This window comes from Psychrobacillus sp. FSL K6-4615 (genome assembly GCF_038008225.1).
Classification (GTDB): domain Bacteria; phylum Bacillota; class Bacilli; order Bacillales_A; family Planococcaceae; genus Psychrobacillus; species Psychrobacillus psychrotolerans.
In genome coordinates this window covers 1,591,523-1,615,776 of sequence record NZ_JBBOYQ010000001.1, presented here as the reverse complement: position 1 = coordinate 1,615,776, position 24,254 = coordinate 1,591,523, and the positions used below count along the sequence as shown (strand labels likewise).

Genomic DNA, 24,254 nt, shown 5'->3' with positions numbered 1-24,254 from the left:
GATTACTCTACAAGTAGAGCGATTATATCTATAGCAGACTTAGTAATAATTATTCGTACAATTTACTACCAAAAACATGTTTTTCTAGATGTGAAAGACGCTTTAAAATATCAAAGTTAGTTGCTCCAGTTTGCGGTGCAACAGCTTGTGTTCTCTTTGGCATTTCCTCTAGTTGTTCTTTTAGTTTATTATTTTCTAATTGGAGTTGTGCAATTCTTTTTTCATAAGCCTCGTAATCTTGAATAACATCGTCTAAAAAAACATCTACTTCTTCTTGGTTATAACCTCTTAAACCCGTTTTAAATTCTTTTTCTAATATATCAGATGCCTTTAGTTTAAATTCCATATGGTATCTTCCTTCCATCAACAATTCGCTACTCATATTATAGCATATCGGTGTCGAATAATGGAGTTTTTTCAGCCGTTTATATGCGTTTTTTGTTATGTTCTGCGCTTTCCCGGGAAATATTTAACTTCCGAATTATTCTCATTTCTCTCTTAGTAAGTTCCTTTTTCAAGCGAGACTGTACGTCTTTATTAAGTTTTGCTTCATATTCTATGCACTGCTGCGTCATTTCTAAAGCTTTTGGGAAATCTTTTACTTGATGTTCGAATAGCTTTGCCAGCTCAATATAAACTTCTATACGATATTTCCCGGAAATCTCTTTCAATGCTTGTTCAAACGCTTTCAAACTGTCCTCGTAAGAACGAGCTCGTTTTAAATGGAGACCTACGAAATAGTAAGCAATACTAGTCTCTTCTGCAGAAAAATTATTTACGACAAAAGTAAACCAATCCATACTTGTATTCATCGTTTTTAAATCTCTAAACCATTTAGCGATATTAGTATAAGTTGTGGCTGTTTCAACTACATTTTTTTCTTGAAGTAATTCTACGGAGAGAATATAAAGCGTTACAAGCGATAAAATATCCCATTCATTATGCTTTAATACCTTCATCAAATTGATAGGATTACCACTTTTCACTGCATCAAAATAGATTATTGGTGCTAGGTGACCAGGTATATCATTTTCTCTTTTAAATCCAAGCTTCATTTCCTCTATTTGCTTTAACTTAAAACGCTCTAATTCACCCTTCCAAATTCTTTTAGAAGAATGCATTAAGTCAATTTGATGATGGTGCTTTAATCGTGGTAAATCGTTTCTATTCATCGTCCATCTTGATAGCAGCTGGGGAAGGTCAAAACTCTTCCCGTTATACGTAATAATAGTCTGTTCGTTTACCCAAAAATCAGTCGCCTTTAAGAAACTTACCTCTTGACCTGGATCAGCTAGCACAAATTGAGTAAGCAAGAACCCATCCTCCACTTCCTTTAACACTCCGTTTAAGAAAATAAGTACTCCCGCACCTTTTAACCCGGTCGTTTCTGTATCATAAAAACAAAAGGGACTTTCTTTAGTAATAGTTAAAGGATGCGTCGGATAGACTTCCTGCATAAACTTTATTGCCTGTTGTAGTTTATTAAGCCCAATATTCCCATGTATATGCCCCAAAGGATAAAAAGTTTCCTTTACAAAGTAAAATCCTTTTTCTTCTTGTATAAATTTTAACCCTGCATTTTTCCATGGTTCAACGTAAAAGGGAAGCGCCATTTCTAACTCTTCCTTTTTTACTACCTCTTCAATTGGCTTCTTTTTCACTAAATTCTTCATTTGCATGAGTTTTTTTTCATACGACATGGCGGTCCACCTGCAATAAATGAAGTAACTTAATCACTTCTTCCTTTAGATTCAACTCCGCGTCTTGAGCACCAATACATGCAGGGCAGCCATGCATACAAGAGCAACTCTCTACCTGAACTGTTACTTTTGGTACTAACTCATTCCAAAGATCAAACATTCTTTCAGAGAGACCGATTCCACCTGGATAACTATCATACATATAAAAAGTCGGTTTTTCTCCGTGAATCGATTTAACCTGAGGCACAACATGGATATCCTTCGCATCACAATGAATAAATAGCGGGATAAAAGCATGTAACGCATAAGAAACCCCTGTCATTGCGTCTGACAACAAAGTGTCTTTCCAACCGTCTGGTTTATCAAAACTAAACCAGGTAGAAGAAGTATGTAATTCTATTGGTGGTAAATGGATTTGACCAGAACCGATATTATCATGTGTATCAAACTTAATCTTTTTGAATATAGTTGGTTGTGCTAACACTATAATGTCACCGAATCGAAGTATCCCAATGTCAGCTTCTTTTGCTCTATCTTCGCTTAATACTTTTAACTCAATTGCTATATTAGCATCTGTAAAATAATCGACATCGACTTCTCGCACAAATGCTTTTTTCTCTTCCCAGTCTAAAATTTCTACTTGGAATTGAGTTCCCTGATGTAAGTAAATAGCTTCTTCGTGAAGTAATGTCATCGCACTATATTGATCCATTTCACCAATAACCCTAGTTTTAGTTGGAATTGATTGATCGATAATAATAACATTCTCTTGAGATGCGGAACGTAGGCTTATATTACTCGCCGGAAAACTATCAGACATCCAATGCCATTTTTCTGATGTTTTTAAAAGGACACCTTCACTTTCAAGAAATGCTAGTAACTCCTGTATAGAAAATTCTGCATACATATCGGCAGGTGAAAAAGGTAATTCAAAGGAGGCACATTTTAAATGATCCATTAAAATTATCATATTATCCGGATGAATCCTTACTTCTTCTGGAGATTGTCCAAGAAAGTATTCAGGGTGTTTTACTACATATTGATCAAGAGCTGTAGACCCGGCCACATATATAATAAGTGCTTCATCCTGTCGTCTACCTGCTCGTCCAGCTTGTTGCCAAGCACTAGCAATGTTCCCTGGATATCCCGTCATAATACACGCCTGCAGCTGTCCAATGTCGACTCCTAACTCTAATGCATTCGTACTAACAACCGTTCTAATTATTCCCTCTCTTAGTCCCTTTTCAATAGTCCTTCTTTCCGAAGGCAAATAACCGCCCCGATAACCTCTTATTGTTTGATCATTAATCTTTTTACTAACTAAGGATTGTAAATACGTCACAAGCATTTCTACTCGCACACGGCTCTTCGCAAAAACAATTGTTTGAATACCATTTACATATAATTCCTGTGCCAAATCTCTAACTTCTAAAACGGCACTCCTTCTCACATTAAAAACTGGATGGACTATTGGAGGATTATAAAATATGAAATGTTTTCTCCCCGCTGGTGCACCGTTCTGGTTGATCAATTCATGAGGTGTATTCGTTAAATTTTCAGCTAGTTCCTTTGGATTTTTGATGGTCGCAGAAGTACAAATAAATTGTGGATTGCTTCCGTAGTATGCACAAATTCTTTTCAGACGTCTTATAACATGTGCAACATGACTCCCAAAAACACCCTTATATGTATGGATTTCATCTATCACAATATATTTTAAGTTTTCAAATAGAGTAACCCATTTTGTATGATGTGGTAAGATACCCGAATGCAACATATCAGGATTGGTTAAGACTATATGTCCAGACTTCCGAATTTTTTGTCTAATACCCGGGGCTGTATCACCATCATATGTGTAACTTAGTATTTCTTCCCCTGTTGCTTCAATCAAATTATTTAGATCGCTTTTTTGATCTTGTGCTAATGCTTTTGTTGGAAATAGATAGATTGCCCGTGAGGTTGGATCTTCCATAATCGATTGTAGTACTGGGAGATGATAACAAAGTGACTTTCCAGAGGCTGTAGGAGTGATCGTTGTATATGACTTACCGGATGATGCTGAATCGAAGGCTAGTCGCTGATGTATATATAACTGATTTACACCACGGCTTTTTAGTGCCTTTTGAATGGACGAATGCATTGTCTCTGGAAATGGAGCATAAATTGCTTCTTTTTCTTCGGTTGTGTGAATACGTTCAATTTGTGGAAAGCGATTTTCATCCACTTTCCACGCATCTAATAATTGATGAATGCTTTGTTTTTCAAGCATATTCATCCCCTACTTCCTTAATAGCTTGAATAATTGTTTCTAGCGTGTATTTGGATGAATGGACAGACGAAAGAAATCTTTTTTTGCTTGTCCCTTTATAGTAAGATTGCACGATAAACTGTTTCATGGATTCAAGTAATGAGTCAATTTGGCTTGGGTGGACATATTTTGGACGTTTCACTTGAATCCATTTCCGGACCAATTGTTCCCATTCCAGACAGATCTCATCTATTTTATATGCATGTGGTTTTACATCTATAAAAAAATCTGGCTCTTTATCAAGTTCTCTATATTGATGAAAACGTAAAATGCAATCATCGCATTCTTTCATTAGTTGGTTGCTAAGCTTTAATAATGACAAAGTGATCCCTCGCATTCTATTTACAGTTTAGCAAATTCACACTAATATTACTAGTTCTAAGCGAACGTACATTCCTTACAATTTGTTTTCAATTTTTTCTAGCTTGCCTAATAATCGAAATGAGTTTTTACTAAAATCCTCTTCAAATTTATCCTGCTCGTCATTTAATCTCGTTTCCAATAAAAATTCTAGAAGCTCTAACTGATCTATTAATCTTTCAATTTTGTTCATTTTATAGTCCCCCTTTTTTAGTATTTATTCGCTGGATTTATTTACTCTCCTTCCTGTATGACAAAGCATCTTCTCGATAGACAAAACAAGTGCCTACTCGACATTTCGGAATATGAAACCTTCTTTAATAGCTGTTCGTCTAATCTACTTGTGATAAACTAATAGCATAAAGAGGTGATTATTTTGGCTATTCATTATCCAAATGGAAAAGCGTATGTCCCCGTGATCCAAGCAAAAAAAGAAAAGAAAAAGGATTACTCATTCAGCAATAGGGGTAAGACGTTAGAGGACGAAATTAGTGATGCAAATGAATATTATATTGCGCAGGATATAGCTGTTATTCATAAAAAGCCGATACCTATTCAAGTCGTCAAAGTAGATTATCCCTCAAGGAGTAGTGCTGTTATTAAAGAAGCTTACTATCGCACTCCTTCTACTACCGATTTTAATGGAGTATATAAAGGGAGATATATTGACTTTGAAGCAAAAGAAACGGAAAATAGAACAGCGTTTCCCTTAAAAAATATTCATCTTCATCAGGTAGAACATATGCGAAAGGTTTCTAAACAACTAGGGATTACCTTTTTGCTCGTCCGTTTTTCTGCATTAGATCGTTATTTTTGTTTGCCATTTGAACAATTATCATTGTTTTGGGATAGAATGCTAACAGGAGGAAGAAAGTCTATTGCCATATCTGAAATGGAATCACATGCAATAGAAATTACTCCAAGATATGCACCAAGAATTGATTATATAAAAATAGTTAATGACTTGAACGTATAAAGTGAAAGTGAGGAGACGTTTATGAGTGAGCAAAAAATGACTCGTGAACAACGAAGAAAACAAGTACAAAAGAAGAAACAATCTAAAACACCAGCTAAAATGTGGATAAAAAGAATTTTATTAACCATTGTCATTATTGGTGTCGTCGGACTTATAGGTGGAGGGTCATTATTCGCCTTCTATGCTAGCAGTGCCCCTGAGCTCGATGAAACTTCATTAAAAGATCCGATTAGTCCAAAATTGTTAGACGCTAACGGTGATCTTTTCGCAACAGTTGGGGCGGAGAGCAGAGAATATGTCGCTTATGACGATATTCCACAGCAAATGGAAGATGCGATTATCGCTACAGAAGATGCTCGTTTTTACGATCATTTCGGTGTCGATGTATTACGTTTAGGGAAAGCCGTACTCGCTAACCTCACAAATGGTTTTGGGGATCAAGGAGCAAGTACGATTACACAACAGGTCATAAAAAACTCGTTTCTTACAAATGAAAAAACTTTAAAAAGAAAAGCCCAAGAAGCTTATCTTTCCATAAAGCTTGAGAGAAAATATCAAAAAGAAGAAATTTTTGAAATGTACTTTAATAAAGTGCTAATGTCTGGAAGAATTTACGGTTATGGTACAGCAGCTCAACATTTCTATGGCAAAGACTTAAAAGACCTTACTTTGGATCAGTTCGCAGTTCTTGCAGGTATGTCACAACGTCCAAATGCGTTTAACCCGTTTAAAAACCCAGAACTTACAAAAGATCGAAGAAATGTTGTATTACATTTGATGAATCTACACGGCAAAATTACAGAGGAAGAAATGAAAGCAGCTCAAGCTGTCCCTATTGAAGAGGCACTACTACCGGAAGATCAACGAGTTGCTAAACAAGATTCTAAATATGATGCTTTCATAGATATCGTTTTAAATGAATTAGAAGCAAATGGAGATGGGGGTGCTATCTCTGAAGGAATTACCATCTACACGACATTACAACCAAATGCTCAACAACAAGTAGAGAAAACATTAAACTCTGATATGTTCCCTACCGAAGATATTCAGTCAGCCGTATCAGTAATCGATACGAAAACAGGTGCTATTGCAGCTGTTGGTGGTGGTAGAAATTATGGAGCTGACAGAGGCTTTAACTTTGCTCAGGACATGACAACACGTTCACTTGGCTCGACGATTAAACCACTGATTGATTATGGTCCAGCTATAGAATACCTAGGTTGGTCAACAGGACAAACAATTACCGACGAAAAAATTACCTATACGGGAACTGAACAAGTAGTACGAAACTTCGATGGTAAATACAAAGGTAAGATGACATTTAGAGAAGCGTTGTATAATTCTCGAAATGTTCCTGCAGTAAAAACACTGCAAGAAGTAGGTACAAAGAATGCCGCAGAATTTATAGATCGCTTTGGAATTGATCTTGGGAATATAACAGAAAGTAGCGCAATCGGCGGTACTTCTAAGGCAATGTCCCCTATTCAATTGGCCGGTGCTTATGCAGCTTTCGGAAATAGTGGAGTTCATACAGAGCCATACTCCATTAATAAAATTGTATATCGTGATGGCAAGACAGAAAAAAATTATAAACCAAAATCTAAAGAAGTTATGAAAGATTCTACTGCTTATATGGTTACCGATGTATTACGTGATGTATTGACAAAAGGTACCGGTAAGCGAGCAGATGTCAGCGGGTTAGACATTGCTGGTAAAACAGGAACATCTAATTATAGTAAAGATGATATGAATAAATGGGACCTACCAAGTAGCGCCTTTCCTGACGTTTGGTTCGCTGGATACACAACAGACTACTCAATTGCTATTTGGTCTGGATATCCAGAGATGAAAACACCAATGACAACGAATGAGGAACGTAATCTTCCTCAAAATATTTTCCATGAAGTTATGGCTAACATTTCTACAGACACAGCGAATGAGAAATTTAAGAAACCAAGTTCTGTCGTAGAAGCCACAATTGAAAAAGGCTCAAGCCCTCTTAAACTAGCAAGTGAATATACACCTGACGAACTAAAACTGACGGAACTATTTGTAAAAGGCACAGAGCCAACCGCAGTTTCTGAGGAATATGAACAACTCGAATTGAATTCACCATCCAATCTTTCTGTGGATTATGATGAGCTAGCTTCTACTGCTACATTATCTTGGGATTTTGAACAAGAAGATTTAGAAACAGAAGTTCAATTTGAAGTTGCCGTTAAGGTAGATAACGGAGCCAATGAATTAATTGAAACGACTAAACAAAAAGGATTAATCATACAAAGTCTTATTCCAGGAAGCACATATATGTTCAGCGTTACCGCAGTCTCAGACGGTATCCGAAGTGAAAGTGTTTCCGTACAATTAACGTTAGATGCTGAAGTTGAAGAAGAATTAGATGAAATTGAGCCAATTGAAGAAGAGCCAAAAAATCCAGACGGCTCGAATAATGGTAATGAAAATAATAATGGCAATAATGGCAACAACGGTAATGGAAATGGAAACAATAACGGCAATGGTAACAACGGTAATGGGTCAGATCCAGGGACAGATCCTGGTGCAGGTGGTGCAAGTCCTGGTCCTGGTGCAGGAACAGAAAAGCCTGATGATGGATCGACTGTCCCTCCAACTGGAGGTACTGGAGAAACCGGAGAAAATGATGATACCGGAACAACCCCTTAATAATAAAAGAAGCAGATCTTGACTAATGTCAAGATCTGCTTCTTTATTTATGTTAGATTTAGGCTATTTAAGTGCAATGCTCTCCACATACTATCTCAAGATTCATATATATCCCTATTTTTCAATTTGGCAATTAAGTTTTCGAGCCAAGTAATTTCATTTATGATCGTATCGGAGATATAACCATCAGCAAAGTCCACCATTTCCTGCACAGTATCCTCTACGTGAATGTGACTATAGATATCTTTTAATTGTAACTGCTTCGAGTGCAAGCTTTCTAGCTTTCTCTCCAAAATAAGAATAATGTGGGATTTCTCTACATAACGTAAAAACATTAATCCAACGATCACTTCTGCTAGCTTATTTGCTTTTTCAAATAGTTCATATATTTTTTTAGGCAGGTCTTCACGACCCTTTTCAGTTATGGTATAAACCTGTTTATCTGGTCGATTTTCTTCCTTGATGACTTCTACCTGCTGGATTAGTCCCTGCTTTGAAAGAGATTCGAAATGATAGTATAGTTTGCTTTCTGTTAAATCACCTATTTTATCAAATGGAATAGGATCTGATAATTCTTTTTTTAATTTATAAGGATAATTATCCTCTGCCATTAACTTACTTAAAATATAAATTTGGATTGACATAATACACCTCCATACTTAATTTACATTAGAAGTAATAAAGCTTCAACCATGTAATATGATTGAAGCTTTATTATTAATTATTTACTATTGGCTGAGCATTTACTGGAACGCTTGTATTTGCGCTTGCTATTACATCCAATGGTACGTCTTTGTGAACGAATCTCACGATGATCATATTGATAATCATTGCTCCGGCTGCTACAGCTACTAAGCCCCATAAGAATGGAGATTGTTCTGTAGAACCGAACATAACCGCATAATACGATTGTACGGAATAGTACATAGGTGAAATATGACTAACGAAGTTAAAGAAACCATACATCATTTCACGAGGCATTGTCGCACCGTTCGCAATCGTTTGTGATAATAATACAGGGATATTAATAATCATACCTGCTTCACCAATTAGGAATGTGAAGATTGCACATACATTAAATGCCGCCATATATAACAAGATTTGTTGACCTGCAAGTTTGAATATAATACTTGTATCCAAATCTGCAATTGAAAACGCCACTATTAATGCAAAGATCGTTGAAACAACTGCGATGATCAATGCTGAACCTTGTACATAAGTGAATAGTTTTACTTTAGACGCTTTACCACGGCTAAGATTAAAGGCACCTACTAGTTGCATTGCCGCAATCATTGCTCCTACATAACAAGCCATCGTTAAGAACATAGGTAACATGCTGTTGTGCATACCATCTGGCACATCATTCATGATGACATAGTTTCCTACATAAGCCGTTTCGATTTGCTCTGCTATTGCAGTCGCTTGCTCTTCAGGTACATTCATATTTAATAATACACCATGAGCCGTTTGTGTGGAGAAGCTTGTACTTAACTGGTTGTTAATTTCTGTTACAACTGAGCTCATTGCTGATGAAACCATTGTAGCTGATGCTTCGTTTACAGTGAAATCAATTTGAGCTGATTCACCTTTTTGAGCATTTTCTGTAAATGTCTCAGGAATATGGATAACTAATGCATACTTGTTATCTCCTAATTTATCTAAAGCTTTTTCATTTGTTAACTCTGTATCTATCTTAAATGGTAAAGATTCGGTCAACTGTTCCGCTATTTGTGAACCGGATTCACCAGCATCATCATTAATAATCGCAACTTTTAGTTCATCCATATTACCGGGTAATGCTGAATAGCCTAATAGAAAAATTAATAGCATAGCTATAGCATAAAATATGCCCATAAAAATAGATGCTTTAAAGCCTTGTAAGTTTAAAAATTGTTTGAATTTCATTCTTTATTTCCCTTCTTCAACTAAACTTCGATTAAAGTACTTCAATTAAAGTACTTTTCTTTAACTATATTAAATTATTATATTATAAAAGTAAAGATGTTTACTATGCCTTTTCCCTTCCCTATGGTATATGTTATTAAAATAGACACATTTTTGATGCTCTCCATTATTTCATGAAGGATGATGTCATACTCCCTTAAGCTAATTCTACTAAAATTTAAAAAAGCGAATGAATCTCTTGGATTCACTCGCTTTTGGATTGTGCACGTATACGCGCTAATTTTTTCTTTGTTTCTTTAAAAAGCTCATCGAGTTGAACAAAAGCAACATGTTTATCTATATTGGACTTGATAAATGTAGTGCGTTCCATATAGTTAAGAGGTGTTGCTTCTTCTGTCTCATCAAGTATATACATTAGCTGATGAATACCCTTTCGCATAAGCTCACTTTTTTTCGGATCTTTATTTCGGATTAACTGAAGTAGTTCTTCCCTCATTATTTCCCATTCATCGAAATAACGTTGATTATTGTGGGACAATCTTATTCATCCTCTTCTTCCCTTCTCTACAAACCGAGAGTAAAGGACATTCTGGGCAATTTGGGTTTTGCGCTTTACAATGATAGCGACCAAAGAAAATTAGCTGGTGATGCGTTTTTGACCATAAATCAATGGGTGTTTTTTTCATTAACGTTTCTTCCACCTGTAGCACAGAATCTTTCCATCTGCAAAGACCTAATCGCTTTGAAACTCTTTCCACATGTGTGTCTACCGCAATCGCTGGAATGTCGAATGCAACCGAAACTACAACATTAGCCGTTTTCCGACCTACTCCTGGAAACGTAGTGAGTAAATCACGGTCAGGCGGCACTTCTCCGTTATACAATTCTATTAGCTGCCTACTCAGTGCTTGTATATTTTTAGCCTTATTTCGAAATAAACCAATCGAACGAATATCTGTCTGTAATTCCTCAATGGATACAGCTAAATAATCCTCCGGTTTTTTATACTTTTGAAACAAATTTTTTGTTACTTTATTGACTAAAACATCTGTACATTGTGCGGATAATAGAGTGGCAACTAATAATTCAAATGGATTCTCATGAACTAACTCACAATGTGCATCTGGGAACATTTGCTCCATTTCATCTAAACAGTAGAGCCATTGTACCTTTGTAAGCAAAGTTTACACCTACTCTCTTTCTTCTAACCAGTTGTAAAATGGAACCTTCACACTAGACGATGGCTGTTCCGTTGGATTTTGAACTGGCATATGCTGTCTAAATTGTGCGGACTGATTTTCAGCAGCTTCCACTGTTTTAATATTTTTCTTCTTCCAATCAAATAAAATTCGATCTATATAACGCAGACTAAGTTTTTGAGAAAGTACTGCCTCTTTTAATGCCAATCGAATCAGCGATACAGAATGTTTGTCTTGGTCAAACCACATACCAATTGTTTCACATTCCATAGGAGATAATAATCGACCAAATTCTTGTTCGAATAATTTATATATATCCCCTTCCTCTTCTTTACTGTGAAGGTCTTTATCATCGTTTTGTAGCTGTTCCATATAATCTACTAATAGCTCCCATAATAGATGAAAGGAATAGTATTCATAATGTATCCCATTTTGATCTAGATGCTTTTCTATTTGTATTAACCCCTTCTGCATAAGGCGTTGCAAAATAGTCACTACTTTATCTTCACTAAAATAAGTACGTTCCACTAAATTCTGTGGGGTAGGAAAATGATTTCCTGCTTCTCCATAAGCGATTAAATGCAATAAAAGAATAGCTTCCTCATCTCTAATATTGATCGCTTTATAGTGACTAAAAAAAAGCTGGGAAATAGTTACATTTCCCTGCTCAGTCCAGATACGGAGTCGATCTCGCTTTTGCATGCTCGTACTCCTTTCTCTCTATATAATTTCTATTTACTTTTTATGGGTATAAACGATTTAACAAACGTGGGAACGGTATAGATTCACGGATATGCTCAGACCCACTAAACCATGCTACTGTGCGCTCTAATCCTAATCCAAATCCAGAATGTGGTACAGCCCCTTGTTTACTCAAATCTAAGTACCAAGCATAAGCGGATTCATCTAGGTTATGCTCTTTAATACGCTGTTTCATCAATTCATAATCATGAATACGCTCAGAACCACCAATTACTTCTCCGTACCCTTCAGGAGCGATTAAATCAGCACATAAAACTACATCATCACGTTCTGGATGTGGCTGCATGTAAAATGGTTTAATGCCTATTGGATAGTGAGTAATAAATACTGGTTTGTCAAAACTTTCTGCGATTGCTGTTTCATGAGGTGATCCAAAATCATCTCCCCACTTAATATCATCAAAGCCTTTTTCTTGTAAAAACTTAATAGCATCATCATATGAAATACGTGGGAATGGTGCTTGAATATTTTCTAATTTAGACGTATCACGACCAAGACGCTCTAATTCAAGTGTACAGTTTTTCAATACTGCCTGCGCAATAAATGAAACATACTGTTCTTGCACTTCTAAGCTTTCTTCAAATTCAACAAAAGCCATTTCTGGTTCAATCATCCAGAATTCGATTAAGTGGCGACGAGTTTTAGATTTCTCTGCACGGAATGTTGGTCCGAAAGAAAATACTTTTCCTAATGCCATAGCCGCTGCTTCCATATATAATTGTCCTGATTGTGAAAGATATGCATCTTCATCAAAATATTTAGTATGGAATAATTCAGAAGTACCTTCTGGCGATGAACCTGTTAAAATAGGTGGATCCATTTTCACAAAACCATTTTCATTAAAGAATTCATATGTAGCACGAATTATTTCGTTACGAATTTTCATAATGGCATGTTGCTTTCTAGAACGTAACCATAAATGACGGTTGTCCATTAGAAATTCCGTACCATGCTCCTTAGGAGTTATAGGGAAATCGACTGCTGCATGAATTACTTCTATTTCTTTTACTTGAAGTTCATATCCAAAAGAAGAACGTTCATCTTTAATCACTTCACCTATTACATACATAGAAGTTTCTTGCGATAAACCTTTTGCAGTTTGGAAGATTTCTTCCCCAACATCTTCTTTTACTACTACACCTTGTACAAAACCAGAACCATCGCGCAATTGTAAAAAGGCAATTTTACCACTTGAGCGCTTATTAGCAAGCCAAGCGCCCATTTTTACTGTTTCTCCAACATGGTTGGCCATATCTTTAATCATGATTTTTTTCATTATACCCTCCAAAATTTTTGACTATAAGTTCGAAATTCGCTTCCACCATTCTCCATTATCAAATAACAAATATACATAATTGAGGTTGTCTTCTGCATTTACATAGGTTATTTCCCACACCGGCCCTATTTCTTCTACACCGAGTTTAGCATGTAAAAGCTTACCATCTTTAACATCTTTCATCACCAAGTCTACTGCTCGTTGCTCTGATATTCCTTCTTCCAGATTCACTTCCATAATTTTTTCGTCCGATTTCCCATGAGGTAAAAAGTATGCTTTTTCTTCCCCTTTAGCTGTCGAACCAATTACGGTGTAAAAAGTGGAAGTATTGTTATATACGTAAGTTTTATCCACCTGAGCTAGCAAATTGTTCTCCAAAACATACGATTCTGCTTTATCCGTTGCTTCAGAAAATGGACCTTTGGCTTGAAAGTAAATTAATAAGCTAATAACAATCGTTAAACTTAATGCAAAAATAACCATAAATAATAACCACTTTTTAAGTCCCATCTGTTACGTCCTATAAATGGTGAAAACCGCTTTATTTTCATCTTGCTTATCAAGAGCAAGCCCAAACATTAAGTCTTTCTCTTTAAGCGTACGATTCAATACATCGACTATTTTATATAAGTCTGATTGGTAGTCAACTATAACAGTTGATAGCGTTTCTATTTTGTTTTCCATATTCCAACCCGCTTTCTAAAATCATCCTTCATCAGTATACCAATTTTCTAGCTCTAAGACCATATTTTCTAGCGATACTTTCTTAACAGGAATATTAGGAATAGCCTGTAAAAAGTCTCTTCCATATGACTTAGTCTCAATACGTCTGTCCAAGACGATGAAAACGCCTTTATCTGAAGATGATCGAATCAGACGACCGAAACCTTGTCTAAAACGCAACACCGCTTCTGGTAAAGAATAAGCAGAAAATGGATTTTGACCATTTTTCGTTAACAATTCTGCTCTTTTTTTGAATAATGGATCGTCTGGAGAAGAGAATGGTAACCGAACCATAATGATAACCGATAAGGCATCACCAGGAACGTCTACTCCCTCCCAAAAGCTATTCGTCCCAAAAAGAACTGATTTGGAGAACCGCTGGAATGACTTTAATAATCTCATCCTACTTCCAGATGTCATGCCTTGTGCAAAAAGCATATAATCATCCAACAAATGGGTATCTTGTATTAATTCCACTGTTTTACGAAGCATATCTTGGGAGGTAAACAAAACAAAGCATCTACCTTCTGATACAAGAACCGTTTGGACCACTGCTTCTGCAACCGCTTCAATATAATCACTTTGCGATACCTGTTTAATGTCGGGCATATTTTCCACAATTAGCAGTTCCGCTCCACTATAATAATCGCTAGCGGCTTTATACTGATAGATAGGTATTTCTGTACCCAACCCGAGTTGGGTCGTGATGAAATGCCTATTAGAAGGTACCGTAATTGTTCCAGACGTCCAAATAACCGCTCCCACTTCTCGATGCGTCATTAAGGCTTTTTTAATATCTTCTCTATAATTTAGTGGTCTTTTTATAACAGTAAGGCTACCAGGAATACTCCGAGTATCAACTTCTAACCATCTTGCCTCTGTCACTCTGTTCTGTAAGAAAATTTCATCCCATTCACTGACTTTAATGACTAACTCTCTAATCCAATATTGCCATTCATTGATAAATGATTGTATTTTCTCGTCTTCCACATGTTTACTGTATGAGTCAATCATAGATTTGGTAGAAAAGATGAAAACCTGAATCGAATTTGCAACGGAGCGGAAAATAGTTTGGTCTAACTCCAGGTCATCTAATGCTACCGTCTTTTTAGTGCTCTTCCCGTTCCTTTTACTTTTCTGAAGAAAGGCATCAATTACATAGGAAACAGCCTTATCAAATTTCTCAATGGTTTCTACATATTGCTTTTCTAATTGAATTTGAATAGATAATGGAACATGCAAAATCTCCAATTTCTGCAACAATTGCTCGGTATCAAGTGTCCCAAATTGTCCTAAAACATATTTCCAATTGGTATAAGAGAAAATACGTTCACCGCGAGACATACTAGCGTGAATCATTTGATGGGCCTCATCGACAATCATTGCACAACCAGCTGTTAATATGGGTTGTTCTCTTTCTTGATCGGTCATTACCATTGCATGATTAGTAACTAAAATATGGCAGTCTTCACTTTTACGAAGAGCTCTTTCATAAAAATCATTTGCTCCTACTTCTTTTTTGTTAGACAAGCTTCCTCTTCTGATTTTATCGACAAATAATTGGCCGCCACCAGAGGCATTAAGCTCAGTTAAATCGCCATCCTCAGTTAAAGTAAGCCATACTAAAATTTGCATAATCGTAAAGGTTTCATCATATGACTCATCTTCCAGTTGAACCTGCTGCCAAAAGCTATACAGATCAATATAATGATGCATTCCTTTTAATGTTGCTACCTTCACATTAGTTTCTAAAATTGCGTTGATCTTTGGTATTTCTTCACTCACCAATTGATCGATCAAATGAGTTGTATATGTACTTATAATTACAGGTCTTTTCTTTTGGAATGAATAGAGGACAGCAGGTAATAGATAGCCTAGTGTTTTACCAATTCCCGTTTCGGCCTCACAAACTATTTCTATTTCATTTGTTAAGGATGCTTGAATTTGATCCATCAATTCAAATTGTCCCTCACGTTCTTCAAAGCTAGGGATACTTTTACTAAATAATTCAATTTTCTTGTCCCGTGTTTCAGGAAATGACAATGAATCGGTTTCTTCATGTTGTTCATCAGAAATTTCCTTTATCGGAATCCCTCGGTAAAGTAGAAAACCTTCTGACACTACCTGTTTTCTTTTTTCAACAAGTACATCAAAAAATAATATAGATAAATTAGATTTTAACTGAAAGGAACGTTTATGTAATAATTCGATAGTTTTTAGCGGTAGCTTCATTAATTGATCGATACATTTTATCAGCAAATAAGCAGTTGCCAGAGCATCGTCATCAGCTCTATGAGCAGATTCTAAATTGATTTCTAACTCATTTGCTATATCTTGAAGCTTATAGCTATAAAGGTTCGGAAACATTAGCTTTGTGAATTCTACCGTATCCATTGTTTTGCATACTAGGTTTGGAAGACCTACTCTCTTTAGTTCCTTCTGAAGGAATGGTAAGTCAAAGTGAATATTGTGAGCGACAAAAATGTGATCCTGTAGCATACCCAATACCTTTGCTCCAATATCCTCAAATAATGGTGCTTTTTCAACATCACTTTCCGCTATATTAGTCAGATCCTGGATAAATAGAGGAATTGGCTTTTCTGGGTTTATAAAAGTCGTATATGTGTTTACCAATTTGTTATTTTCAATAAATACAATTGCAAGCTGAATAATACGGTCACCATTCGTCGATGAGTGGCCTGTTGTTTCAATATCGACAACTGCATATTTATGATTTTCCATCATTCCTCAACTCACAGTCCTTTTGTTCTAAAAAAATTGTACCACATTCACTTTCCAGTGACGAAATTTTTACTTTCAAACAAGATACAAATGGATAAACGGAATATTCTTAAAATCACGTTCCGATCAATTTCTTTCCATATACTTACGTAAATACGTTTAAAAAGGAATTAGTATCTTTAAACAATCCTAAAAAGCCTAATTCAATCTGGAAGTATAGACCATATTAATACGAATCCTGGAGTTTCTAAATAACTTTTATAAAAAATAGGATAGGAAAAGAACAGAATAGTCGTAATTATTGGAATTTCCATAAACTGTGGTATAATCAAGCAGTACACAATTGGATTAGTGACTTCCGAGGTTGTCACTCCTTAGAGAGGAGTTCGAGGAAATGTCATCTCAACATTTAAAAAACATGTTGTTATCATTACAACAATTTCAAGATTCTAAAATCTCCATTACAATCAATGACCACAACAATGAAGCCTTATTTACAGTAAGTTTATCAGAAAGTCTATTTCAAGTTACCAATACCAACAATCACAAGACAGAAACTTCCGATAATGTAGATTCGGTAGTAGAATATATAGAGAATAATATTTTTACAAATTGACCCTAACTAGTAGGTCTCTTTTTTTTTTGAATAAAATTAGTTCTATAACTGTTTTATTTGAATTTTGATTCTGTCCCACCTTTTACTCAGTTTACTTCTGTTGTCATCTAGTAAATGGATGTCTAACATAGATGCAATGGTCTCAGCTATTCTTTCAATGGACATGTGTTCGGTTTCAATACGATGTTTAAATATATCATTGGATAAGCCTTCTATACACCTTTCTATTTGCAAAGCACCCCAAGAGTCTTTGCTCTCTCCTCTACTTCTCAGTCTCTTTATTAGTGTTTCCTTGGATGCCCAAAGGACAAAATGATTTACTACGACACCATCCTTTCTTAGCTTTGTTATTATTTCTTCAAAGTACTGTGGATTTACAATAGTCATTGGTACAATAATTACCCCATTGTATTCACTCGCTATGTATTTTAACGTAGTATAATTTAGTTCTCTCCAGACACTGTGATCTTGGAAATCCGGTTTACTAAGCTCAGTTGGAATATTTTTGTTAATAAAAAAACCCGTTTTTTCTGGATCAAAGACAACAGAATTAGGAATCCTACGATGTAATTCATATGAAGTCTGCGTTTTCCCTGAACCAAATGCCCCGTTTATCCATATAATCATAAAATCACCTTTTCTTTAATGAATGATCAACTTACTACACTCATTACTAAATTCATAAGTTCCAAAATTATTATATACAACACTTATTCAACCTTTTAAGCTAAAAATCCTTTTATTTACTGCTAAATAACAAAAAAAGAGCTGTTATTAGCTCTTTTTTGCAAAAAAGAAAATGAAGTATGTATTTCATTTTCTACTAGCTATAAATAATGGAATTTTGAATTTTGATCATTCCTTTAGTATGCATTCTTCCTCCCTAGTATTATATTAAGTTTTTCTGAGCTTAATAGCATTGCTACAGCAAAAATGACAATAACAATCGGGAAAATCCCAATAGTCATCTGAGAAGCCATGAAACCAAGAAGTGGTGGCATGAATGTTGTGCCCGTATAAGCAAACGCCATTTGATAGCCCATAATCGTCTGAGAATGCTTTTTCCCAAAACGTGTTGGTGTTTCATGCAACATACACGGAAATATCGGCGCTAATCCTAATCCGACAATTATAAATCCGACAAATGAGAAAGCGGACGGTAACGGTAAAACTAATATTATGGCACCACTCAATGCTATTAACTGCCCCCACCTAATGAGCGTAAGGTTGGTAACTTTATAAGTGATAAAACCTGTTATTAATCTGCCAACAGTTATCCCTGCGTAATAAAAAGAGATCCAACCGGCAGCTGTTGCTACACTTATTCCTTTAATATTTACCAAGAAACTACTTCCCCAAAGACCCACAGTTGCTTCAACTCCACAATAAAAAAAGAATGTAGTCAGAGCCCATTTTACTCCTTTAGTTTGAAGTGGCTTTGTATTAGTCTCTTTTTCATTAATTACATCTTTTAGCTCGTCACTTTCCTCTAGTAAACGATCATTTCTTTTTACTTTTACTTTTTTCCATAAAGGCAAGGTGAAGAAAAGAATAATAACTAATGCAAACTGAATAGCTGCAATAAGAAAATATCCATTTCTCCAAGAACTAGAACTGTCCCCTAATATAAACTGAGCCATAATAATCGGACCTAAAGTAGCTCCGACTCCCCAAAAACAATGTAACCAACTCATATGCCTCGCCTTGTAATTTACAGCTACATAATCGTTTAACCCTGTATCTACAGCCCCAGCTCCTAATCCAAGTGGAACAGCACAAACCATTAACCAAACAATCGATGGAGCAAAATGAAATCCAAGCAAGGCAACAGCGGTCATTAATACACTGACAAATGTGACTTTCCCAGTCCCGTACCGTTTGAGAATCCTTCCACTAATAAGACTAGAGATTATTGTGCCACATGCTATGGTCATAAATAATAGTCCAGCAGTCTCGAGTGGAGCCCCCAAGTCCCCTTGCATCACAGGCCAAGCTGCTCCTAATAATGAATCAGGTAAACCTAAACTTATAAAAGCCAAATAGATTATTATTAAAAGAAATGTTGCCATGTTTCACCTCATATACTTCCAATTATTTTATTTCATTCAACATAAGCTCTATCCCTAATCTTTGTAGTCCATATAAATAATCTTGTTTCCAATCACTTATAGTTAGCTTAGGAAGATGTTCTGGTGGAACATAATTAGAACTTGCACTAGTAATTTTTTCTACTAACGCTTCATCCACTTCATCTTTGCAAAAAATGATGGTATGTGGGTTAATGCTTGCTGTAAATGATGCTACTAATCGGCTAATCGGATCAATCTGATAATCTTGAGAAAAAGGAGCTTCTTTAGATTCAGTTCCGTTGTTTTCTAACGCTTGCCATAAATTCTGCTCATCATACTGAGGGACGAACGAAATCTCCCCAGCGAAAAATGTACTCCCGCGCACCACATCTCCATTTATCAAAAAACCTGCACCAGGACCATTTTGACCTATATACAAATATACAAGGGAGGGATTGTTCTTCCCCCCCTTATAATGGTGATATCCGAGTACGGCAGCATTCATATCGTTCTCAACAACCACAGGTATCGAAAAATGATTTTCATAAAATCCTTTAATATCAAAATTTTGAAAGTTCACATATCCAGGTATATGAAAAATCCTTCCATTATCAACAGAACCAGGTACCCCTATTGCGATAGAGCTAATTTTTTGGTATTCTGCTATTAATTTTTCCATGCTCATAGTTAATAGCTGTAAGCCACCTTCCACTAATACACTTGGAATTACCCCCCGCTCTTTCACCTCTCCCACACAATTAAAAATCGCATAATTTGTTTCTTGCCTCTCTAAAAAAATGGAAAGACCAAGCGTATGCTCAGGATTGTACTTATACCTTTTTGCTCGTCTACCTCCACTGGATTCATCTAAACCGACTGAAATAACCTCTCCACTCTTCTCCATTTGAGCAAGAAACTTACTTATAGTTGGGAAACTAATGTCTAATTTATCGCAGAGTTCAGCTTTTGTTGCACTTTCAAACTCTAAAAGCGACTTCCTAATACTCGAAATAATTACTTTCCTCACAGACTTTGGAGTAGCATTCACTAACTCCACCTCCTACTTAAATATACTTATTAAAGATCTTTAATAAGTATTGATGATAATATATCATAGAAAATTATTGGAAACAACTACTATATTATTCGTTTTCAAATAATTCTTTTTTCTTACAATCACACGAATAAATAACCTCTATTACTCTGTTTCCTGATTAAAAATTGAATCCATACATTACTTTTTTAATTAATTCATGAAAATCTGATGCGAAGTATGATATGGTAAATTGTCTACAATTAAAGATTAGAAGGTGAACACCGTGCTAGAGGTAAGTGAAAGTAAATTAACGAAATATGTTGTACATCACGTCGGCGATATGCTTGTACTAGGCGATGAAGCACTCTCCCAACCTGAAACGATGTTGGAAGCGGCTTTTACTCAATTAGCTTTTAACAAAATTGATTTGGAGCAACAATTCGAGTTTTTCCACGAATCAGACATAGGATTGAATGAAGTATATACGTATGTAAACTCCATATTTGATCAGGATACTAGTTTCCTAGAGCAATCCAACCAGATTGCCACTCATTTAAAAAGTGTTTCTCAGCATCCAAATATTAAACACGGAGATTTATTCATAGGGTTATTTGATAATTGCCTATGGCATAACGAAGTGAAAAAAGTAATAGCTATCGTCAAAATTGATGAAAAAGAAATGTTTTTAGATGTGAAAAATGAGCAAAATAAAATGGTTGTGAACGGCATTGACGGAATTAATGTAAAAAAAATCAATAATATGGCGGTTATCATGGACATGGGTCCAGACGTAGCACCAGCTGTCTTTATGAAAACAAAAAAGAAAGAGGATGTCGTATACTGGCAAGAGCGTTTTTTGAAGATTAAAGTAGCGGATGAGCATTATCACAAAACAGAGTTAGCTTTAACAGAATGTAAAAAGTATATTATTAAGGAAGAAAACTATACGAATACCGAGAAATTGGGTTATTTGAATAAGACACTCGAATACTTTAGAAATGAAGAAGAGTTCCAGGTAGATAATTATATTGACACAGTCTTTGAAAAAACAGATTCAGTTCAAAAAGATATAATTGTCAATTCAGTAAAACCATATGAAACGATCATTTCTGAAAGTGCCATTGCAAAAGCCGAAAAAACGTATAAACGTAAAATTAAATTAGATTCCAATATTGAAATTCAAGTGAATGTACGAGATATTGAACAAGTCAATGAGCTGATTGAAGTTGGCTATGATGAAGCTACAAATCGGAAGTTTTATAAAATCTATTTCCAAGAAGAAATCTAATCCAAGATAAACATACTAGTATAAAGTTTAGTCTGAAGAGGATAAGAGGACATGGGCAAAGGACACGCCACAATTCTCTTAGAACCTGTATTCTTTACTATATTATTACCGAATGTATTTAAAGGGATACTGGATGTGACGGATGTCACAACCAATATCCCTTTTTTTCGGTAATTTATGGAGTTTGCTTCTTCAAGTCCCATGAATCTAGTGTAAGCAAAAGAAAACCAAATTTCTTTAACTGTTTACACTTTCAACTTTCTTCGCTTGTCTCGCATGGAGTGATTTCATAGCATAACGCGCTATAGGTTGTGCGATTAACATTTCAATCCAAAATGCTACACCAAAATTTCTCGGCCACACATGCAAGAAGTTTCTAAACAAGTATTAAAACTATTACATCGATAATCTATACATAATTTGTCGAGCAATTTTAAAAAGAAGAAGTAGCCGATTAGATATAAATAGCCTGCCATTCAAGTCAGTGTTCACTGATTTGAATGGCAGGCGTATTTTGTATTCAATTACATAACTGTTGCTTCCGGTTCGTAATGGATGATTTGTTTGATAGAATTATCTTCATTCATAATTGCCACTGTTGGCTTATGTGATTGTGCTTCTTCATTCATCACATATGCATACGATAGTATGATTACTACATCCCCACGTTGAACTAGACGTGCAGCTGCTCCATTTACACAAATAACACCACTACCTCGTTCACCTGAGATAATATATGTCTCAAAACGTGCACCGTTATTATTATTTACTATATGCACTTTTTCGTTAGGTAACATACCTACAGCATCTAATATATTCTGATCTATTGTAATACTTCCTACATAATTTAAATCAGCTTCCGTTACTACTGCTCGGTGGATCTTCCCATTTAACATCATTCGCAACATATATTACACATCCTTTTTTTCTTTTAAAATATTATCTATCAAACGTGCCTTCTCAAAAAATACGGCTGTCGCAAACAGTACTTCCTTCGTATCATCTGTAACTGACTGTAACGTTGGATAAGATAATGCTTCTAAATAATCAATCTTACCAGAGGTGTTGCTCTCAATATGCTCTTTCCCTTTTGCAATTGCCGCTGGTAAGTCATTTGTTTTTTCCCATGTTTCTGTAGCTAATTGCAAAGCTTTATACAAATGAACTGCTTCTAATCGTTCTTGTTCGCTTAAAAATACATTCCGGGAGCTCTTAGCAAGTCCATCAAGCTTCCTCACTGTCTGTACCCGAACTATTTCTACTGGGAAATTATACGCATTCACAAATGTCTCAATAATAGCTAGTTGTTGTGCATCCTTTTGTCCAAAGTATGCCTTCGTTGGCTGAACAAGATTAAATAATTTAGTAATTACCTTTAGGACACCTTCAAAATGTCCTGGTCTACTTTCACCACATAGCTTAGTGGAAAGATTTCCTACCCCTATAGAGATACCACTTTCAAAAGGATACATTTCCTTTGCACTTGGAACAAATAATACATCTACTCCAGCATCTGTAGCTAGTTGTGTATCACTTTCAATATCTCTTGGATATCTGTCTAAATCTTCATTTGGACCAAACTGAGCAGGATTCACGAAAATACTTGCCACGACTATGTCATTATCGATTCTAGCCTTAGTTAATAAGGCTAGATGTCCTTCGTGCAAATAGCCCATTGTGGGAACGAAACCTATCGTTTTGTCTTTATTTAGTTCGATTATTTGTTTTAGCTCATTTATCGTTTGTATTGTTTGCATGATTGCCTCCATATAGTGCGGAAAGTTGCTCTTTCTTCATCGTAAAGGAATGTTCTACTGTTGGGAAAGCACCATTTTTAACTTCCTCTACATATTGCTTAATACCAGCTAAAATTGGTTCCCCAACATTTGCAAATTCCTTCACAAATTTAGGAATATGATGTGTACCATACTTTACCATATCATGAAAAACTAACACTTGCCCGTCAGCTTGTGCACCTGCTCCAATACCAATAGTAGGAATGGTAAGAGCCTTAGAAATAGTGTCTGTCAGTTGATGTGGAATACATTCTAAAACGACGGCACAAGCCCCAGCTTTTTCACATAGTTTTGCGTCTTCTATTAACTTTTCTGCTGCTGCTGCAGTTTTTCCTTGTACTTTATATCCACCTAGTACACCCGCAGATTGAGGCAACAAACCTAGATGAGCGATAACTGGAATACCGGCAAATGTCAATTTTTCAATGACTGGCAATACATCATCCGCACCTTCGAGTTTCACAGCCTGTGCACCCGTTTGCTGCATAAGTTGAACCGCATTAGTTAATGCTGAATCCAATGAACCGTGAAACGTCCCAAAAGGCATATCGACCACTACAAAAGTATCCTTCGCACCGCGTCTAACTGCTTTTCCATGATGAATCATATCGTCCATCGTTACGAAAACAGTAGAGTCATAGCCTAAAACGACCATACCTAGTGAATCGCCCACAAGAATCATATCCATTCCTGCTTCTTCCGCAAATTTAGCGGTCGGAAAATCATAAGCTGTCATCATCGTAATTTTCTCGTCGTTTTTTTTCATACTAATAAAGTTACTCGTTGTTTTCATACAAAATCCCTCCATTTGTGGTG

24 protein-coding genes are annotated in these 24,254 nt (G+C 35.8%); 4 read left to right on the top strand and 20 right to left on the bottom strand.

Features of this window, described 5'->3' with window-relative positions; translation table 11 throughout:
- Nucleotides 1–49: 49 nt before the first annotated feature.
- The 5 genes from gpsB to MKX53_RS07780 all read right to left on the bottom strand — a co-directional run bounded on the left by gpsB (nt 50) and on the right by MKX53_RS07780 (nt 4,561).
- Nucleotides 50–346: a cell division regulator GpsB gene (gene gpsB, locus MKX53_RS07800; protein WP_093534602.1), complete on the bottom strand. Its 297-nt coding sequence runs from the start codon at nt 344–346 to the stop codon at nt 50–52.
- Between the two features lie 79 nt (nt 347–425).
- A complete protein-coding gene (locus tag MKX53_RS07795; protein WP_340910399.1) occupies nt 426–1,700 on the bottom strand; it encodes a ribonuclease H-like domain-containing protein in 1,275 nt (424 codons plus the stop codon).
- Nucleotides 1,690–3,969, bottom strand: coding sequence for a DEAD/DEAH box helicase (locus MKX53_RS07790; protein ID WP_340913288.1), 2,280 nt, complete (start codon nt 3,967–3,969; stop codon nt 1,690–1,692). The genes MKX53_RS07795 and MKX53_RS07790 overlap by 11 nt, the downstream gene beginning before the upstream one ends.
- The gene (locus MKX53_RS07785) at nt 3,962–4,330 is read right to left on the bottom strand and encodes a YppE family protein (RefSeq protein ID WP_093534606.1); all 369 of its coding nucleotides are present in this window, start codon (nt 4,328–4,330) and stop codon (nt 3,962–3,964) included. The genes MKX53_RS07790 and MKX53_RS07785 overlap by 8 nt, the downstream gene beginning before the upstream one ends.
- Before the next feature lie 75 nt (nt 4,331–4,405).
- On the bottom strand, nt 4,406–4,561 hold the full coding sequence (locus MKX53_RS07780; RefSeq protein WP_175496162.1) for a hypothetical protein: 156 nt from the start codon (nt 4,559–4,561) through the stop codon (nt 4,406–4,408).
- Nucleotides 4,562–4,744: 183 nt separating this feature from the next.
- Between MKX53_RS07780 and recU the strand changes: the two genes are divergently transcribed.
- Together recU and MKX53_RS07770 are read left to right on the top strand one after the other, a co-directional pair.
- Nucleotides 4,745–5,344 carry a Holliday junction resolvase RecU gene (gene recU / locus MKX53_RS07775; RefSeq protein WP_340910397.1) on the top strand — a complete coding sequence of 200 codons (600 nt, stop codon included), beginning with the start codon at nt 4,745–4,747 and terminating at the stop codon, nt 5,342–5,344.
- A gap of 21 nt (nt 5,345–5,365) precedes the next feature.
- Nucleotides 5,366–8,026, top strand: a complete 2,661-nt coding sequence (locus MKX53_RS07770) for a PBP1A family penicillin-binding protein (RefSeq protein ID WP_340910395.1) — start codon at nt 5,366–5,368, stop codon at nt 8,024–8,026.
- A gap of 95 nt (nt 8,027–8,121) precedes the next feature.
- On the opposite strand, the gene MKX53_RS07765 is transcribed toward MKX53_RS07770, so the two are convergent.
- From MKX53_RS07765 to dinG, 9 genes are all read right to left on the bottom strand, one after another.
- On the bottom strand, nt 8,122–8,670 hold the full coding sequence (locus tag MKX53_RS07765) for a PadR family transcriptional regulator (protein ID WP_340910394.1): 549 nt from the start codon (nt 8,668–8,670) through the stop codon (nt 8,122–8,124).
- Nucleotides 8,671–8,743: 73 nt separating this feature from the next.
- Nucleotides 8,744–9,931 (bottom strand): YhgE/Pip domain-containing protein, encoded by a 1,188-nt coding sequence (locus MKX53_RS07760; protein ID WP_340910392.1) that lies wholly within the window; start codon nt 9,929–9,931, stop codon nt 8,744–8,746.
- 244 nt (nt 9,932–10,175) lie between these two features.
- Nucleotides 10,176–10,469 (bottom strand): YpoC family protein, encoded by a 294-nt coding sequence (locus tag MKX53_RS07755; RefSeq protein WP_340769013.1) that lies wholly within the window; start codon nt 10,467–10,469, stop codon nt 10,176–10,178.
- Nucleotides 10,456–11,112 (bottom strand): endonuclease III, encoded by a 657-nt coding sequence (gene nth, locus MKX53_RS07750; protein ID WP_340762125.1) that lies wholly within the window; start codon nt 11,110–11,112, stop codon nt 10,456–10,458. The genes MKX53_RS07755 and nth overlap by 14 nt, the downstream gene beginning before the upstream one ends.
- Before the next feature lie 9 nt (nt 11,113–11,121).
- Entirely contained in the window at nt 11,122–11,832 is a 711-nt protein-coding gene (locus MKX53_RS07745) for a DnaD domain-containing protein (protein ID WP_340762124.1), read from the bottom strand.
- Between the two features lie 40 nt (nt 11,833–11,872).
- On the bottom strand, nt 11,873–13,168 hold the full coding sequence (asnS, locus tag MKX53_RS07740) for an asparagine--tRNA ligase (RefSeq protein ID WP_093534623.1): 1,296 nt from the start codon (nt 13,166–13,168) through the stop codon (nt 11,873–11,875).
- Nucleotides 13,169–13,189: 21 nt separating this feature from the next.
- Entirely contained in the window at nt 13,190–13,678 is a 489-nt protein-coding gene (locus MKX53_RS07735; protein ID WP_340762123.1) for a cell wall elongation regulator TseB-like domain-containing protein, read from the bottom strand.
- A gap of 3 nt (nt 13,679–13,681) precedes the next feature.
- Nucleotides 13,682–13,852 carry a YpmA family protein gene (locus tag MKX53_RS07730; protein ID WP_093534627.1) on the bottom strand — a complete coding sequence of 57 codons (171 nt, stop codon included), beginning with the start codon at nt 13,850–13,852 and terminating at the stop codon, nt 13,682–13,684.
- A 21-nt stretch (nt 13,853–13,873) separates the two neighbouring features.
- Entirely contained in the window at nt 13,874–16,636 is a 2,763-nt protein-coding gene (gene dinG / locus MKX53_RS07725) for an ATP-dependent DNA helicase DinG (RefSeq protein WP_340910390.1), read from the bottom strand.
- A gap of 391 nt (nt 16,637–17,027) precedes the next feature.
- Here dinG and MKX53_RS07720 point away from each other — a divergent pair, with 391 nt between their 5' ends.
- A complete protein-coding gene (locus MKX53_RS07720; protein ID WP_340910388.1) occupies nt 17,028–17,249 on the top strand; it encodes a hypothetical protein in 222 nt (73 codons plus the stop codon).
- Between the two features lie 42 nt (nt 17,250–17,291).
- Here the strand turns inward: MKX53_RS07720 and MKX53_RS07715 are convergent, their stop codons facing one another.
- The 3 genes from MKX53_RS07715 to MKX53_RS07705 form a co-directional block, all read right to left on the bottom strand.
- Nucleotides 17,292–17,876, bottom strand: coding sequence for an AAA family ATPase (locus tag MKX53_RS07715; RefSeq protein WP_340910385.1), 585 nt, complete (start codon nt 17,874–17,876; stop codon nt 17,292–17,294).
- 236 nt (nt 17,877–18,112) lie between these two features.
- Nucleotides 18,113–19,318, bottom strand: coding sequence for an MFS transporter (locus MKX53_RS07710; protein ID WP_340910383.1), 1,206 nt, complete (start codon nt 19,316–19,318; stop codon nt 18,113–18,115).
- 22 nt (nt 19,319–19,340) lie between these two features.
- Nucleotides 19,341–20,366, bottom strand: coding sequence for an ROK family transcriptional regulator (locus MKX53_RS07705; RefSeq protein ID WP_340910380.1), 1,026 nt, complete (start codon nt 20,364–20,366; stop codon nt 19,341–19,343).
- A 271-nt stretch (nt 20,367–20,637) separates the two neighbouring features.
- Between MKX53_RS07705 and MKX53_RS07700 the strand changes: the two genes are divergently transcribed.
- Nucleotides 20,638–21,642 carry a nucleoid-associated protein gene (locus MKX53_RS07700; RefSeq protein WP_340910378.1) on the top strand — a complete coding sequence of 335 codons (1,005 nt, stop codon included), beginning with the start codon at nt 20,638–20,640 and terminating at the stop codon, nt 21,640–21,642.
- Between the two features lie 524 nt (nt 21,643–22,166).
- On the opposite strand, the gene panD is transcribed toward MKX53_RS07700, so the two are convergent.
- The 3 genes from panD to panB are packed head-to-tail and all read right to left on the bottom strand — an operon-like array spanning nt 22,167 to nt 24,231.
- On the bottom strand, nt 22,167–22,550 hold the full coding sequence (gene panD, locus MKX53_RS07695) for an aspartate 1-decarboxylase (RefSeq protein WP_093534641.1): 384 nt from the start codon (nt 22,548–22,550) through the stop codon (nt 22,167–22,169).
- A 3-nt stretch (nt 22,551–22,553) separates the two neighbouring features.
- Nucleotides 22,554–23,399, bottom strand: coding sequence for a pantoate--beta-alanine ligase (panC, locus tag MKX53_RS07690; RefSeq protein ID WP_340910377.1), 846 nt, complete (start codon nt 23,397–23,399; stop codon nt 22,554–22,556).
- Nucleotides 23,374–24,231, bottom strand: a complete 858-nt coding sequence (panB, locus tag MKX53_RS07685) for a 3-methyl-2-oxobutanoate hydroxymethyltransferase (protein WP_340910375.1) — start codon at nt 24,229–24,231, stop codon at nt 23,374–23,376. The genes panC and panB overlap by 26 nt, the downstream gene beginning before the upstream one ends.
- Nucleotides 24,232–24,254 lie beyond the last annotated feature (23 nt).

What these genes read in the sequence shown, in the direction of transcription:
- gpsB (WP_093534602.1), bottom strand. Translation starts at nt 346, where the DNA reads ATGGAATTTAAACTAAAGGCATCTGATATATTAGAAAAAGAATTTAAA.
- MKX53_RS07795 (WP_340910399.1), bottom strand. Translation starts at nt 1,700, where the DNA reads ATGTCGTATGAAAAAAAACTCATGCAAATGAAGAATTTAGTGAAAAAG.
- MKX53_RS07790 (WP_340913288.1), bottom strand. Translation starts at nt 3,969, where the DNA reads ATGCTTGAAAAACAAAGCATTCATCAATTATTAGATGCGTGGAAAGTG.
- MKX53_RS07780 (WP_175496162.1), bottom strand. Translation starts at nt 4,561, where the DNA reads ATGAACAAAATTGAAAGATTAATAGATCAGTTAGAGCTTCTAGAATTT.
- MKX53_RS07770 (WP_340910395.1), top strand. Translation starts at nt 5,366, where the DNA reads ATGAGTGAGCAAAAAATGACTCGTGAACAACGAAGAAAACAAGTACAA.
- MKX53_RS07765 (WP_340910394.1), bottom strand. Translation starts at nt 8,670, where the DNA reads ATGTCAATCCAAATTTATATTTTAAGTAAGTTAATGGCAGAGGATAAT.
- MKX53_RS07760 (WP_340910392.1), bottom strand. Translation starts at nt 9,931, where the DNA reads ATGAAATTCAAACAATTTTTAAACTTACAAGGCTTTAAAGCATCTATT.
- MKX53_RS07745 (WP_340762124.1), bottom strand. Translation starts at nt 11,832, where the DNA reads ATGCAAAAGCGAGATCGACTCCGTATCTGGACTGAGCAGGGAAATGTA.
- asnS (WP_093534623.1), bottom strand. Translation starts at nt 13,168, where the DNA reads ATGAAAAAAATCATGATTAAAGATATGGCCAACCATGTTGGAGAAACA.
- MKX53_RS07735 (WP_340762123.1), bottom strand. Translation starts at nt 13,678, where the DNA reads ATGGGACTTAAAAAGTGGTTATTATTTATGGTTATTTTTGCATTAAGT.
- MKX53_RS07730 (WP_093534627.1), bottom strand. Translation starts at nt 13,852, where the DNA reads ATGGAAAACAAAATAGAAACGCTATCAACTGTTATAGTTGACTACCAA.
- dinG (WP_340910390.1), bottom strand. Translation starts at nt 16,636, where the DNA reads ATGATGGAAAATCATAAATATGCAGTTGTCGATATTGAAACAACAGGC.
- MKX53_RS07720 (WP_340910388.1), top strand. Translation starts at nt 17,028, where the DNA reads ATGTCATCTCAACATTTAAAAAACATGTTGTTATCATTACAACAATTT.
- MKX53_RS07715 (WP_340910385.1), bottom strand. Translation starts at nt 17,876, where the DNA reads ATGATTATATGGATAAACGGGGCATTTGGTTCAGGGAAAACGCAGACT.
- MKX53_RS07710 (WP_340910383.1), bottom strand. Translation starts at nt 19,318, where the DNA reads ATGGCAACATTTCTTTTAATAATAATCTATTTGGCTTTTATAAGTTTA.
- panD (WP_093534641.1), bottom strand. Translation starts at nt 22,550, where the DNA reads ATGTTGCGAATGATGTTAAATGGGAAGATCCACCGAGCAGTAGTAACG.
- panC (WP_340910377.1), bottom strand. Translation starts at nt 23,399, where the DNA reads ATGCAAACAATACAAACGATAAATGAGCTAAAACAAATAATCGAACTA.
- panB (WP_340910375.1), bottom strand. Translation starts at nt 24,231, where the DNA reads ATGAAAACAACGAGTAACTTTATTAGTATGAAAAAAAACGACGAGAAA.